General features: G+C 34.3%; 16 protein-coding genes and 3 tRNA genes. 9 read left to right on the forward strand and 10 right to left on the reverse strand.

Going from position 1 to position 18,131, the window contains the following annotated elements:
* Nucleotides 1–466 precede the first annotated feature (466 nt).
* Nucleotides 467–841 (forward strand): hypothetical protein, encoded by a 375-nt coding sequence (locus tag ACNC7R_RS20995; RefSeq protein ID WP_417942959.1) that lies wholly within the window; start codon nt 467–469, stop codon nt 839–841.
* Between the two features lie 60 nt (nt 842–901).
* Here the strand turns inward: ACNC7R_RS20995 and ACNC7R_RS21000 are convergent, their stop codons facing one another.
* The 4 genes from ACNC7R_RS21000 to ACNC7R_RS21015 all read right to left on the reverse strand — a co-directional run bounded on the left by ACNC7R_RS21000 (nt 902) and on the right by ACNC7R_RS21015 (nt 4,414).
* On the reverse strand, nt 902–1,510 hold the full coding sequence (locus ACNC7R_RS21000) for a superoxide dismutase (protein WP_223681297.1): 609 nt from the start codon (nt 1,508–1,510) through the stop codon (nt 902–904).
* A gap of 136 nt (nt 1,511–1,646) precedes the next feature.
* Nucleotides 1,647–2,312 (reverse strand): aminoacyl-tRNA hydrolase, encoded by a 666-nt coding sequence (gene pth / locus ACNC7R_RS21005; RefSeq protein WP_417942960.1) that lies wholly within the window; start codon nt 2,310–2,312, stop codon nt 1,647–1,649.
* Between the two features lie 496 nt (nt 2,313–2,808).
* A complete protein-coding gene (locus tag ACNC7R_RS21010; RefSeq protein ID WP_417942961.1) occupies nt 2,809–3,420 on the reverse strand; it encodes a 50S ribosomal protein L25/general stress protein Ctc in 612 nt (203 codons plus the stop codon).
* A 52-nt stretch (nt 3,421–3,472) separates the two neighbouring features.
* Nucleotides 3,473–4,414: a ribose-phosphate pyrophosphokinase gene (locus tag ACNC7R_RS21015; protein WP_269234262.1), complete on the reverse strand. Its 942-nt coding sequence runs from the start codon at nt 4,412–4,414 to the stop codon at nt 3,473–3,475.
* A gap of 283 nt (nt 4,415–4,697) precedes the next feature.
* On the opposite strand from ACNC7R_RS21015, the gene ACNC7R_RS21020 reads away from it, so the two are divergent.
* Nucleotides 4,698–4,777: transfer RNA gene (locus tag ACNC7R_RS21020), tRNA-Leu, on the forward strand.
* Between the two features lie 86 nt (nt 4,778–4,863).
* Here ACNC7R_RS21020 and ACNC7R_RS21025 read toward each other — a convergent pair.
* From ACNC7R_RS21025 to ACNC7R_RS21035, 3 genes are all read right to left on the reverse strand, one after another.
* The gene (locus ACNC7R_RS21025) at nt 4,864–5,847 is read right to left on the reverse strand and encodes an ISL3 family transposase (protein WP_417943128.1); all 984 of its coding nucleotides are present in this window, start codon (nt 5,845–5,847) and stop codon (nt 4,864–4,866) included.
* Nucleotides 5,828–6,193, reverse strand: coding sequence for a transposase (locus ACNC7R_RS21030; RefSeq protein ID WP_417939511.1), 366 nt, complete (start codon nt 6,191–6,193; stop codon nt 5,828–5,830). Before ACNC7R_RS21030 ends, ACNC7R_RS21025 begins: the two co-directional genes overlap by 20 nt.
* 84 nt (nt 6,194–6,277) lie before the next feature.
* Nucleotides 6,278–6,400, reverse strand: a complete 123-nt coding sequence (locus tag ACNC7R_RS21035) for a hypothetical protein (RefSeq protein WP_417942962.1) — start codon at nt 6,398–6,400, stop codon at nt 6,278–6,280.
* 242 nt (nt 6,401–6,642) lie between these two features.
* Here ACNC7R_RS21035 and ACNC7R_RS21040 point away from each other — a divergent pair, with 242 nt between their 5' ends.
* Nucleotides 6,643–7,332, forward strand: a complete 690-nt coding sequence (locus ACNC7R_RS21040; protein WP_417942963.1) for a hypothetical protein — start codon at nt 6,643–6,645, stop codon at nt 7,330–7,332.
* 52 nt (nt 7,333–7,384) lie between these two features.
* Here ACNC7R_RS21040 and ACNC7R_RS21045 read toward each other — a convergent pair.
* From ACNC7R_RS21045 to rseP, 3 genes are all read right to left on the reverse strand, one after another.
* Nucleotides 7,385–7,458 (reverse strand) — tRNA-Asn (locus tag ACNC7R_RS21045).
* 38 nt (nt 7,459–7,496) lie between these two features.
* Nucleotides 7,497–7,570, reverse strand: a tRNA-Asn gene (locus tag ACNC7R_RS21050).
* Nucleotides 7,571–7,656: 86 nt separating this feature from the next.
* Nucleotides 7,657–9,003 (reverse strand): RIP metalloprotease RseP, encoded by a 1,347-nt coding sequence (gene rseP, locus ACNC7R_RS21055; RefSeq protein ID WP_417942964.1) that lies wholly within the window; start codon nt 9,001–9,003, stop codon nt 7,657–7,659.
* A gap of 1,144 nt (nt 9,004–10,147) precedes the next feature.
* Here rseP and ACNC7R_RS21060 point away from each other — a divergent pair.
* The 6 genes from ACNC7R_RS21060 to ACNC7R_RS21085 all read left to right on the forward strand — a co-directional run bounded on the left by ACNC7R_RS21060 (nt 10,148) and on the right by ACNC7R_RS21085 (nt 18,117).
* Complete coding sequence (locus ACNC7R_RS21060; protein ID WP_417942965.1) at nt 10,148–10,780, forward strand: ATP-binding cassette domain-containing protein; 633 nt, start codon at nt 10,148–10,150, stop codon at nt 10,778–10,780.
* A 137-nt stretch (nt 10,781–10,917) separates the two neighbouring features.
* Nucleotides 10,918–11,988 (forward strand): NADH:flavin oxidoreductase/NADH oxidase, encoded by a 1,071-nt coding sequence (locus ACNC7R_RS21065; RefSeq protein WP_417942967.1) that lies wholly within the window; start codon nt 10,918–10,920, stop codon nt 11,986–11,988.
* A gap of 35 nt (nt 11,989–12,023) precedes the next feature.
* Nucleotides 12,024–13,064: a Gfo/Idh/MocA family oxidoreductase gene (locus ACNC7R_RS21070; RefSeq protein WP_417942968.1), complete on the forward strand. Its 1,041-nt coding sequence runs from the start codon at nt 12,024–12,026 to the stop codon at nt 13,062–13,064.
* Nucleotides 13,065–13,079: 15 nt separating this feature from the next.
* Entirely contained in the window at nt 13,080–13,643 is a 564-nt protein-coding gene (locus ACNC7R_RS21075) for a DUF4256 domain-containing protein (RefSeq protein ID WP_417942969.1), read from the forward strand.
* Between the two features lie 110 nt (nt 13,644–13,753).
* Complete coding sequence (locus ACNC7R_RS21080) at nt 13,754–14,971, forward strand: MFS transporter (RefSeq protein ID WP_417942970.1); 1,218 nt, start codon at nt 13,754–13,756, stop codon at nt 14,969–14,971.
* Nucleotides 14,972–15,276: 305 nt separating this feature from the next.
* Nucleotides 15,277–18,117 (forward strand): carboxypeptidase-like regulatory domain-containing protein, encoded by a 2,841-nt coding sequence (locus tag ACNC7R_RS21085; RefSeq protein ID WP_417942971.1) that lies wholly within the window; start codon nt 15,277–15,279, stop codon nt 18,115–18,117.
* The last annotated feature ends 14 nt before the right edge of the window (nt 18,118–18,131 follow it).

The following is an 18,131-nucleotide window of genomic DNA, read 5'->3' on the forward strand; positions in this document are numbered from 1 at the left end:
TTTTTGGGAAAAGTGCAATGCTAATATATCTTTGATAGACCATAACATTAGTAGGTTAAGTTTATGGTAGATTTGGGGCAAAAAAGGTGGGAGAAATCTCACCTTTTTTATTGGAATAAAGTTAAAGTTAAAAAAACAGTCATTTAGTCGGATAATTATTGCCGTTCATCCTGATTGATAACACATACCTCTATGTATTTCTCTAATCTCCCAATAAATAAAATTCAGTTTTTTAGTAGATTTGGTCAAAAGAACAGAAAAAAATCTTCAATAGTTTAATCGGATATTATTGCCGTTCATCCGATGTTTAACATGAAAACACAATAGCAACAAATTCACTATCTCATAAATTATTTAAGGCATTAAAGAGGATTTACTTTCTCAATTTTTATTGAAATAAACAGCTTGAAGTGTTTTTTATTACTAAATTTCTATACTATTGTCTAAATTTTTAAATTCTCAATCTATGAAATTCTTTAAACAAATTTTCTTTTCTGTATTTCTAAGTTTCTTTTTAGCGAATTGCTCAGGCACTAAATCTGTTAAATCAAAAACAGATGATCAAATTACCAATGAAAAAACGGCAAGCATTATAGAAAACGAAAACTCCTCTGATAAGAAAATCAACCCAGACGGAAGTTCAATCAAAAATGCCATCAAGGTAAATAGTGTGGCCGAAGAATATAAAATTGCGAAAAAACTTTGCCCAAATTGCACTATGAATGGCCAGGCTTTACTAAGCGAGGGCAATAAACATTATGATTTATTAAAGTTAACCAATGAAAAAGGAGAAGAAGTTAAATATTATTTTGACATAAACAGTTTCTTTGGAAAATGGTAAAAAATAAAACCCGATTAATTCAAAATGAACTAATCGGGTTTATTTTTATTTGAAAAAAGATTACTTTTCTAAAGCAAATCTTCTTGCTACTTCTGTCCAGTTGATAACACTGAAGAAAGCTTCAATATAATCCGGTCTTCTGTTTTGGTAGTTTAAGTAGTAAGCATGCTCCCAAACATCCATACCTAAAATTGGGGTTCCACCGCAGCCCACTTCCGGCATTAATGGATTATCCTGATTTGGAGTTCCGCAAACTTCTAATTTTCCTCCTTTTTGAACACATAACCAAGCCCATCCTGAACCAAATTGTGTTGCTCCGGCTTTAGCAAATTTTGCTTTAAACTCTTCGAAAGTTCCGAAAGAAGCTTCAATTGCAGCTAACAAATCACCTGTTGGCAATCCACCGCCGTTTGGAGACATTACAGTCCAGAATAAATTGTGGTTGTAGAAACCTCCACCATTGTTACGAACTGCAGCGTTTGATTTATCTAAGTTGATTAAGATGTTTTCGATAGTTTTTCCTTCTAAATCTGTTCCTTCAATAGCAGCATTTAGGTTTGTTGTATACGCATTATGATGTTTAGTATGGTGGATTTCCATTGTACGCGCATCGATATGTGGTTCTAATGCGTCATAAGCATAAGGTAATTGTGGTAATTCAAAAGCCATGATATATGATTTTATGATTTATATTAATTTATCCAAATTTAAACATTTAACTTTGTAATAGAAAATACTATTTCGTTATAATTTAATTTAATTAATTGATGATTTGTCTTTTTAAGACATAAATACTTGTAAATCTTTATTTTCCATTAAAAGTCGTCATTGTATTTTCTAATCCTGCGGTACCAAAAGATTTTATAATTTCAGATGCAACTTCTAATCTTTCCGGTAATTTTGCTTTTTCTTCTTCATTCCATTCTCCTAAAACATAATCAACCTGTTGTCCTTTTTTGAACTGATCACTAATACCAAACCTAAAACGGGTATATTGCTGTGTATTCAGAACCAAATTGATGTTTTTAAGTCCGTTGTGACCTCCGTCACTTCCTTTTGGCTTGATTCGGATGGTTCCAAAAGACAAGTTTAAATCATCTGTAATGACCAGCACATTTTCTAACGGAATATTTTCTTTATCCATCCAGTATTTTACGGCCTTACCACTAAGATTCATGTACGTATTGGGCTTAAGGAGCAAAAAAGTTCTTCCCTTAAACTTATATTCAGCTAAAGCTCCTAATTTTACGGTTTCAAAAGAAAGGCTTTCTTTTCGGGCTAAAAAATCCAAAACCTTGAACCCGATATTATGTCTTGTGTTTACGTATTCGGCTCCGATATTTCCTAATCCTACGATTAAATATTTTTTACTCACGCTTTTTATATTGTTTTTTTGGTGTTCGTAAACCTCCAGTTCGATTTTCTCCTCTTTTGGTGTTGATAAAAAGAGGCGGTTTATCCATTTTATCATGTTTGCAAAAATAGGGTTAATTGGGGAATTAGGAAATGTGTCAATCAGATAATTTGAAAATTAGACACCTGATTAGCATGTCTTGTTTAACCCCAAATTTCGTGATAAAAGATTTCTCGCAGATTTTTTTCTGATTTCTTTTCTTTTCAAACTTACTCTTCTTTTCTTCCAACCATTAAATTTTTTGTAATCAAAAACTAAATTTCTCGTTAGCCCTGACAGCAGCGGTATCCTTTTTCCGGCTTCTTTAGCCGGGAAAAGATTTAGCGGATGGCAGGAACGTCACGTCTTGAAAAACTTGAAATGTCTGCTCCTAAAAAATAATTTGAGAATATGAGAATATGGAAATTAGATAATTATTTTTTGCGCGACGTTTCGACTTTGCTCATCCTGACATATGGAAACTTAGAGCCTTAGCATCTTAGGAACTCAGAATCTTTAAAACAAAAAAAGCACCAACCTTTCGATTGATGCTTTTTGTATAGAGTGAAAAAAATTATTTTTTCTTTCCTTTTGCAGGAGCTTTTGCAGCTTTTGCAGCTTCCTGAGCAGCTTTCATAGCAGCACGAGAAATTCTTACCTGAGCTACAACAGTATTGTCAGGGTGCATAATTTTGTACTCTGGTTTTCCAACTTTAGTAACATATAATTTGTTACCCATTTCAAGCGGTGTGATGTCAGCCTCAACAAAATCAGGAAGATTTTTAGGTAAAGCTTTAACTTTTAATTTACGTTGGTTTAAACGTAAAACACCTCCCGCAAGAACACCTTTAGATGTACCAACGATTTTCACAGGAACTTCCATTGTGATTTCTTTGTCATCAAATAACTGGAAGAAGTCAATGTGTAAAATTTTGTCAGTTACAGGGTGAACCTGAATATCCTGCAAAATGGCATTGAATGATTTTCCTTTCCCAAGCTCAATCACAACTGTGTGTGCGTTTGGAGTGTAAACCAAGTTTTTGAAAGCCGCAGCTTCTGCTGAGAAGTGTACTGCCTGATTTCCTCCGTATAACACGCAAGGAACCGCTCCAGCATTACGTAAGGCTTTAGTTGCCACTTTGCCCACGCTTTCTCTTTCTGATCCTTTAATTGTAATTGATTTCATTGTAAAAAAATATAGTTATTAAAAAAATATTCTAATTCGTTATGTAGTTAAACTACATTATAAATTTTCCACTTATGGAATTGTTGTGGTGTACCATGTGCATAACTTCTGCAAAAAGAGGTGCACAACTCACTACTCTGATTTTCTTTGACTCTTTTTTTAACGGAATTGAATCTGTAACGATTAATTCAGTTAGTTTAGAGTTTTCAATTTTCTCATACGCCCCTCCTGATAATATTGGGTGTGTACAAATTGCTCTTACGCTTAATGCTCCTTTTTCGATCATAAGGTCTGCTGCTTTCGCCAAAGTGCCTCCTGTATCGATCATATCATCCACTAAGACTACATTACGCCCTTTTACATCACCAATAAGCTCCATAGTATCGATAACGTTGGCTGCTTTTCTTTGTTTGTAACAGATGACTACATCAGATTCTAAAAACTTAGAATATGCATAGGCTCTTTTTGAACCTCCCATGTCAGGTGATGCAATTGTTAAATTTTCAAGACCTAAACTTTCTACATAAGGTAAAAAAATGGTTGAAGCAAATAAATGATCTACCGGTTTTTCAAAGAAGCCCTGAATCTGGTCTGCGTGCAAATCCATTGTCATTACTCTTGTCGCTCCCGCAGCACTCAATAAATTGGCCACTAATTTTGCTCCAATCGGAACTCTTGGTTTGTCTTTTCTATCCTGTCTTGCCCAGCCAAAATAAGGCATTACAGCTGTAATATGTCTTGCCGATGCACGTTTTGCAGCATCAATCATCAATAACAATTCCATCAGATTATCTGCTGTTGGAAAAGTGGAACAAACGATAAAAACGCGCAAACCTCTTATTGATTCTTCGTAAGATGGCTGAAATTCTCCATCACTATACGTTGACATCGTTACTTTCCCTAACGGAATTCCGTACTCTTTTGCAATTTTTTCTGCAAGATAAACACTTTGTGAACAAGCAAAAATTTTAGCTTCTGGTTCTAGGTGCGACATTATAATTTGTTGTTTTATTCCTTAGTTTCTATAGAGTACCGGCTAAATTTATTTTTTAGCCAAATTCCTGTATCTGCCTCGGATGTAGTTAGTTGTGTGTGCTTCGTTTTAACGAGGTGCAAATTTATAAAATTTATTGGAGACTGAAAGGAAATTTTCGAGTATTTTTAGTAGAACTTTTAATTTTATTTTTTACATTTGCACCGTGTTAAAGGAATAAGCACATCATCTCTTATTCTATTGCGTTAAAATAATCAAATTTTGATTATTTTTCGTCTGCTAAGCCCGGATGGCGGAATTGGTAGACGCGCTGGTCTCAAACACCTGTGGGAAACCGTGCCGGTTCGACTCCGGCTCCGGGTACAAAACCTCTTCTTAACGGAAGAGGTTTTTTTTGGTTTTAATCAACTTCTAACGGATCAAAGCAAAAACCTGTGGGGATGCAAAAATTAAGCATAAATATTAGTTAGCCTAAAAAGGAAGTATTCTATATTTCTAACACCTCTAAATTTTGATCTAAATGCTTTTATTTTAGCATTGAATGATTCTGCAGAAGCATTAGTACTTCTGTTATCAAAATAATTTAAGATGGTTTGATAATGATTCATAATTGTACGAGAGATTGTACCGAAAGACTTAAATCCAGATTGATCTACTTTTTCATGCCATCTGGCTAATTTTGCAAAACCAATGATTTTATCAGTTGTATTCTCAAAGATGCCACGGAGCTCTTGAGTTAGATTGTATCCTTTTTGAATATCAGGATATAACTCAAATAGTAAGGCAGCACGTTCTATTTGATTTTGAGTCCATTTCGATTTGGATTTATACAAGAAATAGCGACTCCTCGCTAGTAATTGCTTAAGGGTATCCCCATTTGAAAGTGTTTTAGATTCGAAATTTACTTTTGACTTTTTGGCTTTTTCAATAGCATCATTTTCTTGATCAATGGCTTGCCAACGATATTTAATCCTGATTTCCTGCAGGGCTTCTGCAGCTAGCTTTTGAACATGGAATCGGTCTGTAACTCGAGTGGCATTAGCAAAACACTTTTTAGCTATCAATCCCATATTCCCGGCCATATCCTGAGTAATTTCCTTGACTAGATTCCGCTGTTTAAGAGGAATTTTTTCAATAACGCCAATAACTGTTTCTGCTTTAGTTCCTGCAATCATAGCTACTATAGTTCCTTTTCTACCTTTACCGGATTTGTTGGTTAAAATAGTATAGAGTTCGCCATTTGAAAGTGAGGTTTCGTCTATTGATAAACGCTTTCCAATATTTTGTGGAAAAAGAAGCCATTTTTTAGCATGTGATATTTGATCCCAAACTTTGAAATCACTTAGAAAATCTTTGTATTGACATTGCAGGTTTCTACCAGAAACTCCATAGAAAGAGGCAATGGTATTACAATCATTTGGACTGGAATCTATTGATCTCTTTTAAAAAAGACGCAAACTCCTGGGTTACACGAGTTCCGTCTGCTACTAAATTCCAATCTCTAAAAACGATCTTTCGAGTATCTTCATTAAGCCATCTTCTGCGAGTGATGTGAAGATATACTTGGTGTCCACGGATAGGAAAATCCTGAACCGTTATCTCTTCGAAGAATCCTTTTGAGCTTAATTTTGATTCTCTGTATTCTTTAGGTATCGAATTAATCTCTTTTAAATACAGATGGAGTGTTTCATCTTTCTTTTTATAAGAAGTAAGTTCGAAGTAGTCTACTATTATCTCAGGTAATAACAACTTAAGGATATCGATAAAAGAATCTTGCATTGGGGGATAGATTAAACATACAAATATCTAGATTTTAATATTTCCCCACAACAATATGTTATGATCCCTTCTAACTTACCGCATTTAATGGATCAAAGCAAAAACCTGCTTTGGTTGATTCAGTAGCTTTACCCGCCTTCTTTCATCGGGTGTTCCGTCAGGTGTTATTGGTTTTGGACCCGGCTTAATTGCTTGAACTTTTTCCATAATTAAATTTTTTAAATTAATATTTATAACAAATAACTTGATTTAAAATACACTCTTAATATGGAAAACCATAACCTCTTTTTTTCTTTCGATTAAAACTTCAAAAACCATTACTCTTAAACTTAAATTCAGCACTTCAACGACTTTAATAGTACTTCAACGCCAATATAAAAGACAAACAACACATAATCAGTATCTTTATACGTAATTTCACTGCTGTTCTCAACTTTTATTTAATTATCATGAAAGCTTATGCGATACATCTTATAGTAATTGCAGGTGTTTTTTCTCTGAATAGTTTTGGTCAGGTAAATGAGGTAATTACCAATGCCGATATTCGAAAAGCACCCTTAAAATTTGACGACAAATCCGACGAAGATCTTGTTATAGAATCGTATTGCGTCGAAGAAGTAATCAATCTCGCTGTCGGAAAAAAAAGAATCACGACATACGAAGTCTCAAAACTCGACATGGTCAACACCTACGATTTAGGACCCAATAACACCAGAACCGTAACAGCCATATACCGAAAAGCACATGTTAAAGCTACTGAACCTGTCGCACCCTCAAAAATAATAACTGTCAAAACCGACAAAACCATTCAGCCGATAAACATTAAGACAACCGTTCCTGCATATAGTAAAGACTCCGTAAGCATTAATGTTTTAAACATATACACTAATGTTGTAGACAAAGGATACAAATCAGCAGACATGCTTAAAAAGGTCGCAGATAAATTTTATTTTGAAAATGATTTTGAAGCAGCGACTAAATACTACTCAGAACTATTTAGTCTTGAAGAAAATTCAGAACCTGTATATTATTTACGATGTGCCAAATCCCTGAAAGCAATCAATCAAACGAAAAAAGCTGAGGAGATGATTAAATTGTTTGAAAGTAAAAATACAGCCGTAGCAGTATCCAAAAATTAGAATCTGTATAAACAAAAAAAAGACTATCAAAAAATGATAGTCTTTTTTTAAGCTCCCCCTCTTGGGCTCGAACCAAGGACCCTCTGATTAACAGTCAGATGCTCTAACCAACTGAGCTAAGGAGGAATCACCTTAAAGGTCAATATGTTTGCTAAAAAAAGTTGCTCCCCCTCTTGGGCTCGAACCAAGGACCCTCTGATTAACAGTCAGATGCTCTAACCAACTGAGCTAAGGAGGAAGTTATTGCTCTTTTTAGCGAGTGCAAATATAGATGATTTTTTAGTTTCTCAAAAATATTTTAACTCTTTTTAAAAAATATTTTTTTTACTTGACAATTGCCTTGTAAATATCGTTTCCATTTGCAAACAAAAGCAGTGTGATAAGTAGAACGAAACCAACCATTTGGGCGTTCTCAAGGAATTTATCGCTCGGTTTTTTACCACTAATAATTTCGTACAATAAAAACATCACATGACCTCCGTCAAGGGCCGGAATTGGCAATAAATTCATTACGCCAAGCATAATTGATAATAAAGCAGTGATTGACCAGAAAGCTTCCCAGCTCCAAGTGTCTGGAAAAACATTAAAAATTGAAGCAAAACCACCTACTTCTTTATAAGCTTCTGTTTTAGGATTGAATATCGTTTTAAGCTGACCTGCATATTCAACCAATCCGTTTGCTCCTGTTCTAATTCCAATTGGAATAGATTCTGCAAAAGTATATTGCTCACGATTAATTTTATAAAGATTCAATTTTTCAAGATTAGAATAAGTCAATCTATGAGGATACTCTATTCCTGCCTGAGATTTATTATTGAACTTTATGGTTGTCTGAATGATTTTATTATCCCTTTTTATTGTTACAGGAACAGTTTCTCCTTTAAATTTTTTAAACTGTGAAGATACTTCATCCGCATATTTTAGAGAAACCCCATTTACGTGAGTTATGATATCAGCTTTTTGTAAATTTTTGGTGTTAGGAGAGCCTTTCTGGAATCCACTAACCACAAACGGAATTCTCATTTCTACTAAAGAATGTTTTACTCCAGAGTTACTAATCTTATTAATGATGTTAATAGGAAACTTAATCGTTTTTGTTTCGTTGTTTCTCTCTACCGTGACTTCTTTCCCCATGTATAAGTTCTTAGCGATATCATTGTAACGATCCATTTTCTTTCCGTTAACAGCAATAATTTTATCTCCCGTTTGTATTCCTGCCTTTTCAATTGCAGGATTGGTTACCCAAATACCATCTTTCAAATCCGCATTAGCCACATACGTATCACCGTAAACAAATGCCATACCTATATATATAATAAAAGCAAGAATAAAGTTTACCGTAACCCCTCCCAACATAATAATCAAACGCTGCCATGCCGGTTTCGAACGAAATTCCCATGGTTGAGGAGGAAGAGCCATTTGCTCTTTGTCCATACTCTCGTCTATCATTCCGGAGATTTTTACATACCCTCCAAGCGGAAGCCATCCAATTCCGTAAACGGTTTCTCCTATTTGTTTTTTAAACAAGGAATATTTAACATCAAAAAATAAATAAAATTTTTCGACTCTGGTTTTAAATAATTTAGCAGGAATAAAATGCCCTAATTCGTGAAGAATAATAAGTAATGATAAACTCAATAGAAATTGAGAGAGCTTGATAACTATATCCATTTTGTAATTTTAGTTCGTAATTTAACGCACAAAAGTAACGTTTTCTATTTTAATTTGAGAGCGCAATATAATACATAAGGCTTTAAATGTTTGTTAATAATTGCTGTTGCCTTAATATTTTAAATTTTAGATTATTTTTATTAGTAACGTATTGCCATTTTATGTTACAAATATGTAGTAAGGTTATTTATACTGAATTATAACTATTTTACATTACAATTATTTGTGAAACTATAAACCCTAAGAGCATTGATAAAAATTTTACAGTATTTATTTATTATTCGTTTTAGAAAACTTGTTTCTAAAGATGACAATATTGCCATATTTTTAATTATACTGCTTTATTTTACTACAGCTTTCATCGTTTTTAAAAACTATACGTACTTCCAAAATTATATTTTATTATTTTTTTTTGATATTGTCGGTTATCATTTGCAAAGATCCGATATCGAAATTCTGAAATTGAAGAAAAATTACAAGGTCATACTATTTTTAGAATACCTCATTTATTCCCTCCCATTTCATTTGGTTTTATTATTCAAAAAAGAATTCCTGCTCATTGCGGCTATTTTTATATTCAATATCCTTTTAATACACACACCAAAATCAAATTCTAAAACCATTCGATATCCTTTTCATTTATTTAATGTCTATTGGCACATCTGTTTCAGGCAATACAAATTAATCTATCTATTTCCATTTTTAGCGGTCTTAATTTATGCTGCATCTGAATATGAAAATGAAAATCTAATTTATTTTGTTATACTGATTTTAGCTCTAATTGGTTGTCTGCCCTCTTTTGAGAGAGAGAAAACAGAAGAAATAAAACGTAATCCTTTTAAAGCCGAAAAATATTTATGGTTCCAATTAAAGAACCAAATAATCAATACCTTTTATATTATAATTCCAGTTTTTATAGTGCTGTGTTTCTTACAGCAATGGGAGCAGTTGCTGTTATTCGGAATCGTTTTTATCCCTCCGGCTCTAAACATAATTTTAAAATATATACATTTCCATAATAATTTAACTCACCAAATTGTTTTTGCACTATTTGTTCCCTCTATCTTTTTTTTGTTTGGAATACCACTAGTAGCAATCCCTTTTATGTATAAAAAAGCCATTAAAAATTTAAAAGTCATTAAATATGCTGACCATTCAAATTGATCAAAAAAAATACGGCAATGTGTCTATATTAGAAGATATAAAAATTAAGATTGAAAAGCCTGGAATTTATGGAGTGGCTGGTAAAAATGGTCAAGGGAAAACGACATTTTTTAAATGCATTTTAGGTCTTGAACAATTTAAAGGAAGTTGCTTTCTTAATCATGAAAAACTTTTACTTCAAAATGCTGGCTGGGCGCCAACGGAACCTCCAATTTATGACGAACTTACCGCCAAAGAATTTTATGACTTTTATGCACATTTGTTAGATCTGAATACACTCATTTTTAATAAAATATTTGAAGTCCCGGAAAAGCAGTTAATCCGCGGATTTTCTACAGGAATGAAAAAGAAAACCTATTTAAATGCCGTCTTTCAAAAAAAATTTCCGATTTATATCTTAGACGAACCTTTTAATGGATTGGATTTAGAATCGAATTATTTATTAATGAACTATATTAGGGAAATTTCAAATACAAGCATTATCTTTATTTCATCCCATATTTTGGAAATTCTTTATAAAGAGTGTGATAAAATTTTTCTACTGAAAGACAAGAAAATTACTGAATTTGATAAGGATGATTTTTTCGAAATAGAAGATAAGCTTTTCAGGTAATGCTGTAAAGCACTATTTTGTTGAAATATTTGTAATTAACAAACATTTGGATTTCTATTTTTAAGAAGATGCTTTAACTTTACTTTTTCATGACTTTACCCAATTGCTAGCTCAAACACATTAAAAGTTACATCGCTATGGATTCATTATTGTTTTCTTCACTTACTATAAAAAATATCACCTTAAAAAACAGAATTGTCATTTCGCCAATGTGTCAATATTCGTCAGTTAACGGATTTGCAAACGACTGGCATCTGGTTCATTTAGGAAGCCGTGCCAGCGGAGGTGCCGGACTAATTATTCAGGAAGCCACAGCGGTTTCTCCTGAAGCCAGAATTTCTCCTGCAGATCTTGGGATTTGGAAAGATGAACATATCGAAAAACTAAAACAGATTAATGGATTTATAGTTTCACAAAATTCAGTTCCAGGAATTCAATTGGCTCATGCCGGGAGAAAAGCAAGTGTTGCTGCCCCGTGGGAAGGAAATAAAAAGTTAGATTTCGCTCATTGCGGATGGCAGACGGTTGCGCCAAGTGCCGTTCCGTATCATGAAAACGAGCCATTTCTTCCGGAAGCTTTGGATAAAAACGGAATACAAAAAGTAATTTCTGATTTTAAGGCTGCTGCTAAAAGAGCCGTTGAAGCCGGTTATCAGGTTCTCGAAATCCATGCCGCACACGGTTATTTGTTACATCAGTTTCTGTCGCCTTTAACGAATGTCAGAACCGATGAATATGGTGGAAGTTTCGAAAACAGAATCCGCTTTACATTAGAAATCATAGAAGCCGTTCAGACCGAATGGCCTTCAAATTTGCCCTTATTCGTTCGGATTTCAGTTACAGACTGGGCAGAAAACGGCTGGAATCCAGAAGAATCGGTACAGCTTTCTAAACTATTAAAAGAAAAAGGAGTAGATTTAATCGATGTTTCGTCCGGAGGATTAGTTTCACATCAAAAAATCACACTTAGACCAGGCTATCAGGTTCCTTTCGCAGAAAAAGTAAAAAAGGAAGCCGGTATTTTAACCGGAGCAGTTGGTTTGATTACAGACGCACAACAAGCAGAAGAAATTTTGAATAATAGCCAGGCGGATTTGATTTTATTCGCCAGAGAATCACTCAGAAACCCGAACATGCCTTTGGATTTTGCCAGAGAATTAAACGATACTATTCAATGGCCAAAACAATACGAAAGAGCTAAACTTTAAATATTAGCAGCAGCGAAAACACTAAAATAAAACTAATGCAAAAAATAAAAACAGCACTTTTATCATACGGAATGTCTGGAAAAGTTTTTCACGCTCCTTTTTTAGATCTTCATCCCAGTTTTGAATTATTAGGTTCTTGGGAAAGAAGCAAAAAACTAATTCAGGAAGATTATCCGACAGTAAAAAGTTATCCTTCAATTGATGAATTATTGGCAGACGATGTCAATTTGGTCATTGTAAACACACCTGTCGGGACACATTTTGAATATGCTAAAAAAGTACTTTTGGCAGGAAAGCATGCCATTGTTGAAAAAGCATTTACCACAACCGTAGCTGAAGCCGAAGAACTAGCTCAAATTGCCCAGGAAAAAGGTTTGAAACTTGCTGTTTTTCAAAACAGAAGATGGGACAGTGATTTTAAAACAATTCAGAAAGTAATCAAGGACGGCATTTTGGGAGATCTGGTCGAAGCCGAATTTCATTTTGACAGATACAATCCTATATTAAGTCCAAAACTGCATAAAGAAACTGTAAACGACGGAGCGGGAATCCTTAAAGATTTAGGTCCGCATTTAATCGATCAGGCCGTTTGTCTGTTTGGTTCGCCAAAATCGGTTTTTGGAGATATTCGCTATACAAGAGAAAACTCACTAGTAGATGACTGGATTGATTTGTTATTGATTTATGAAGATTTCAGAGTGCGTTTAAAAGCAGGCTATTTTGTGAGAGAAGCTAATCCTTCCTACACCATACATGGTAAAAAAGGTTCTTTCTTAAAACAGCGCGGTGATGTACAGGAAGACGAACTCAAAATAGGTAAAAAACCAAACCGTGACTCCTGGGGGACAGAATTAGACGGTTTTGAAGGACTTTTGCATACTGAAATTGATGGAAAACCAATCCGTAAAAAAATTAAAACACTTCAGGGCAATTATTTTGAATATTTTGATGGTGTTTATGATGCCATTGCCAATAATAAACCAGAGCCTGTTACCGCTCAGGATGGTATAAAAATAATGCAGGTTATTGAAGCTGCAATTGCGAGCAATCTACAGAAAAAGATTATTGATTTGTAATCAAAACATCTCGTTATGAAAAACAAAAAAGAATTGTTAGAGGAAGAGCGTGAACAGCTGCTTAAAACGCTAAAAAAACGTTTTGAAAAAAATAAAACCCGTCACGAAAATCTGGTTTGGGATAACGTACAAATAAAGCTGGAATCTCATCCTGAAAAATTATGGTCTCTGAATGAAATGGAGAAAACCGGAGGCGAACCGGATGTGGTTTCTTTCGATGAAAAAACAAACGAATACATTTTTTATGACCGTTCGGCTGAAAGTCCAAAAGGACGAAGAAGTCTTTGTTACGATAACGAAGCTCAGGAATCCAGAAAAGAACATAAGCCTGAAAATAATGTTATTGACATGGCTGCCACAATGGGTATTGAACTACTCGATGAAGAACAATACAGAGCATTACAGCAACTTGGAAAATTTGACGAAAAAACGTCGAGCTGGATTCAAACCCCTGCGGAGATTAGAAAACTGGGCGGAGCTCTTTTTGCTGATTTTCGTTATAATACCGTATTTGTGTATCACAATGGTGCTCAGTCGTATTATGCGGCAAGAGGTTTTCGGGGAGCATTACTAGTTTAAAATTCACAATTTATAAACAATAACGTTGTATATGTAATAAACAATTCGTTGTTCTTTATCTTTAAAATAGGAATTCTATACCTTTGTATACAAATTTAAAATGCATTTCTGTGATAGATTTCAATCCATTAGCTTTATTCCAGACCAAAGGAAAAATCAAAAAAGTCTATCGTGAGGCAAAAGCTTCCTATTTAAACAGAATTCGTTTTGCCGTTAGCATGTTTTATTTTGGAATGGGTTTAAGTTTTGCCACCTGGGCAAGCAGAATTCCGGATATTAAAACGTCTTTGCATTTAAGTGAAGCCGAATTAGGTTCTGTTCTTTTTGCGCTTCCTGTCGGGCAATTGATTATTATGCCTTTTTCGGGAAAAATGGTGACTAAATTTGGGAGTCACCGCATTTTGATTTTCTCCTTAATTATGTATGTTTTCAGTCTTACCAATTTAGGTCTGGCTGCAAGTGCTTTTCAGCTTTCCATGGGCTTATTTACCTTTGGTATATTCGGAAATTTAGCCAACATTGCCGTGAATACTCAGGGAGTTTACACTGAAACTCTTTTCAAAAAAAACATCATGTCTTCTTTTCATGGCATGTGGAGTTTTGCAGGCTTTACCGGTGCATTGGTGGGCTTAGGAATGCTCTCTCTTCACCTAAATCCTTATCAGCATTTTTTAATTGTAGGCGCTATTGTAGTACTAATGATTGTTTTTAATTTTAAATTTTTAGTTAAAGCGAAAGAAAAAATTAAACCCAAAAAAGAAGAGAAAAGATTATTTACCAAACCCGATACTTCCTTATTATGGCTGGGCATAATTGGATTTTGCAGCATGGCAAGCGAAGGTGTCATGTTTGACTGGAGCGGTATCTATTTTAAAGATATTGTAAAAGCTCCCGGTGCTTTGGTAATCTTAGGATACACTTCCTTCATGATTATGATGGCCAGCGGAAGATTTATCGGAGATGCCATGAATAATAAATTTGGCCGAAAAAGCGTCATGCAAATTAGCGGCTGTATGATTTCACTTGGTCTTTTTACCGCAGTTTTCTTTCCCTATATTATTCCTAGTACCATTGCTTTTATGATTGTTGGTTTGGGCGTTTCTACTATAGTTCCAACTGTCTATAGCCTTGCTGGTAAAAATCAGAGTGTTTCTGCCGGAGAAGCCTTAACTATTGTTTCAAGTGTGAGCTTTCTTGGCTTTTTGATGGGGCCTCCTGTCATTGGATATATTGCAGAAACCTTCGGACTTCAGTTTTCCTTTGCCTTTATCGGAATATTTGGAATTTTAATTGCTTTTATGGTTTCGAAAATCAAAATAGCAGCGTAAATCTAAAAATCACTAATTACGGCTAAAACAAAATGTTTTTACTTTGTCAAAAAATTTAACAGGAAAAAATAAATAAAGTTGTTTTTTATATTACCTTTGTAGTGTAATTCATACTTAATTTAAACTTATTTTTTGTTTGGAAAATTAAAATACCACTAATTATCTACTTTTCAAACATTTGCATTTCCAAACTCAATTTGATTTTTTTGACTGAAATTTTCTGAAATTCAAAAGTTTCAGTCAAAAAAGACTTACACCCTTTTCTTGTAAAAAAGAAGAGGGTTTTTTTAATAAATTCGGTTTACATGCACAAAAAATTACTCGTTCTTATACTCCTTTTTATTTTTAAAACTGCTTCAGCCCAAAAAAAAGAAACTATTTTTTCAGGGCTTGTTATCGATTCTAAAACTAAGAATCCTTTAGAAAATGCAGTCGTTAGTATCCAAAATTCAGCTTTAATGCAGCTGACCCAAAATGATGGAACTTTCGAATTGCATTCTGCTCTGCCTGGCGAACAGCTACTTTTAGTACACAGTCAGGGCTACAGAGATTTACTTATGAAAATAAATGCAAATGCTGGTCAAAAAGTAAATCTCGGCATCTTATTGTTAGAAGAAGACCAAACCGAAAATCTTCAAACCACAATTATTTCACTTTTAGAAAGTGATCTGAACGAAGATAACAGTTCGTCAGAAACTACCTCCGGACTTTTACAATCATCAAAAGATGCATTTTTGCAGGCGGCAGCATTCAATTGGGGACAAGCCCGATTTAGTGTACGCGGATTAGACAGTGAAAATGCAACGATGATGCTCAATGGTGTTAAAATGAATAAAATTTACGACGGAAGACCACAATGGAATAATTGGGGAGGCTTAAATGACGTGCTCAGAAACCAGGAATTTACGATTGGTTCCGCCCCTTCTGATTATACTTTTGGTGGAATTTTGGGAACCCAGCAAATTTTTACTCAGGCATCGGCATATAGAAAAGGAACCCGAATATCGTTTTCAGGAACTAATACCAATTACAACTGGAGAACAATGATTACCTATGCTTCGGGCATGAAATCTTCCGGCTGGGCGTATGTATTTTCGGTGGGAAAACGCTGGGCTGAGGAAGGTTATTTTGAAGGGACAGATTATGATGCTAATTCTCTTTTCGTAAGTATTGAGAAAAAATTAAACCCAAAACATTCCTTAAATTTTACCGGTTTTTACACGCCAAATGCACGTGGAAAAAATTCGCCAAATACAAATGAAGTTATCGAATTAAAATCAGAAAAATACAACTCCTATTGGGGATATCAAAATGGCAAAAAACGAAATACAAGAGTAAAAAATGTCGAAGAACCTTTGCTAATGCTGAATCATTATTTTAAGATTAATGACCATAGTAACCTAACATCAGCCATTATGTATCAGTTTGGGAAAGTCGGCAACAGCAATATTGATTTTCAAAACGCAGACAGTCCTGACCCAACTTATTACAGAAAATTGCCGAGTTATTTTACCTCTCTTTATTCTGCTGACAACGGAGAATTCTCAGGAACATATACTCCTGATTATGAAAATGCAGCAATAAGTAAAACATTGTTTTTACAAAATTCACAAATCAACTGGGATTCAATGTACAGAGCGAATCAGAAACCTATAACTAATTCTGATGGAAGCATTACAGGATATGAACCTTCAAAAAGTAATTATGTATTGTATGAAGACAGAACCGATGACAAAACTTTAGCTGTAAATTCAAACCTCAACACCCAGCTTTCAGAAAATCTATTTTTTAGCGGAGGAATACTTTTTAAGAATCTAAAATCGCATAATTTTCAGCATCTTCTCGATTTATTAGGCGGTACATATTTTGAGGATATTGATTCCTTTTATAAAGGAGATCAATCGCAATCAGATCTAAAAAACCCAGATCGTCAGGTAAAAACCGGCGATCCTTACGGTTATAATTTTAACTTTTATGCTACAACAGCGGAAGCTTTTACACAGTTTAGATTTGTGTACAGAAAAGTTGATTTCTATCTTGGAAATTCATTTTCTACTTCAAAATACCAGAGAGAAGGTTTGTATCAAAATGGTATTTATCCGGAAAGTTCATTCGGCAAAAGCCAAAAAGTAAATTTTGAAAATTTCGGATTCAAAGGCGGACTTAACTATAAAATTTCAGGAAAACAATGGTTGTTTTTTAGTGGAATGTATCAAACCAAAGCCCCTTCTCTCCGAAATACTTTTTCTAATTCAAGACTAAACAATTCCATTGTAAACGGAATCGAAAATGAAACCCTAAGTAGTGCTGATCTCAATTATGTTTACCACTCACCAAAACTTAAAATGCGTATTTCCGGTTATTATTCGCTAATTAAAAATACCACAAAAACATCCTTTTTTTATGCCGAAGGGATTTTTGATGATGGAGCGGGCTATGATAATACGGATGCTTTTGTAAGTCAAACATTAATCAATTTAGACAAGAAAAACATTGGAGCTGAGTTAAGTCTGGAGTATCCAGTTTCGTCTACTCTTAAAACTGTCTTCTCAGCTGCTTACGGAAATTATATTTATAATAGCAATCCAAATGTTTCGATTACCAACGATGCAAATGCGGCCGTTGCTGATGCGGAAACAACTTTTGATTTTGGCAAATCATTACTCAAAAACTACAAGCAATCCGGAATGCCACAGCAGGCATTTTCATTCGGAATGGAATATCATGATCCTAAACTCTGGTGGCTCTCTGCGAATATTAATTACATCACAGACCGTTACATCGATGTTTCGCCAATTACAAGAACATCACGATTTTATCTCAATCCGGCAAATGGTTTCAATTTTCCGGAAGCTTCAGAAGAACGAGCCAAAATGTTGCTTAAACAGGAAAAATTAAATCCTGTCACGCTCTTAAATATGACAGGCGGAAAGTCCTGGCGTATTCATAAGACTACAATAGGGCTTTTTGCCAGCATCAATAATGTCCTTGATTTTAAGTATAAAACCGGGGGATTTGAACAGGCAAGAAATTCCAATTTTAGAGAATTGAATCAGGATGTTTCCAGCGGAACACCTTCTTTCGGTCCAAAATATTTTTATGGCTACGGGAGAACTTATTTCGTAAACCTGACCATCAATTTATAATTTAAAAAACTTTT

It is taken from the genome of Flavobacterium adiutor, assembly GCF_048282555.1.
GTDB lineage: Bacteria > Bacteroidota > Bacteroidia > Flavobacteriales > Flavobacteriaceae > Flavobacterium.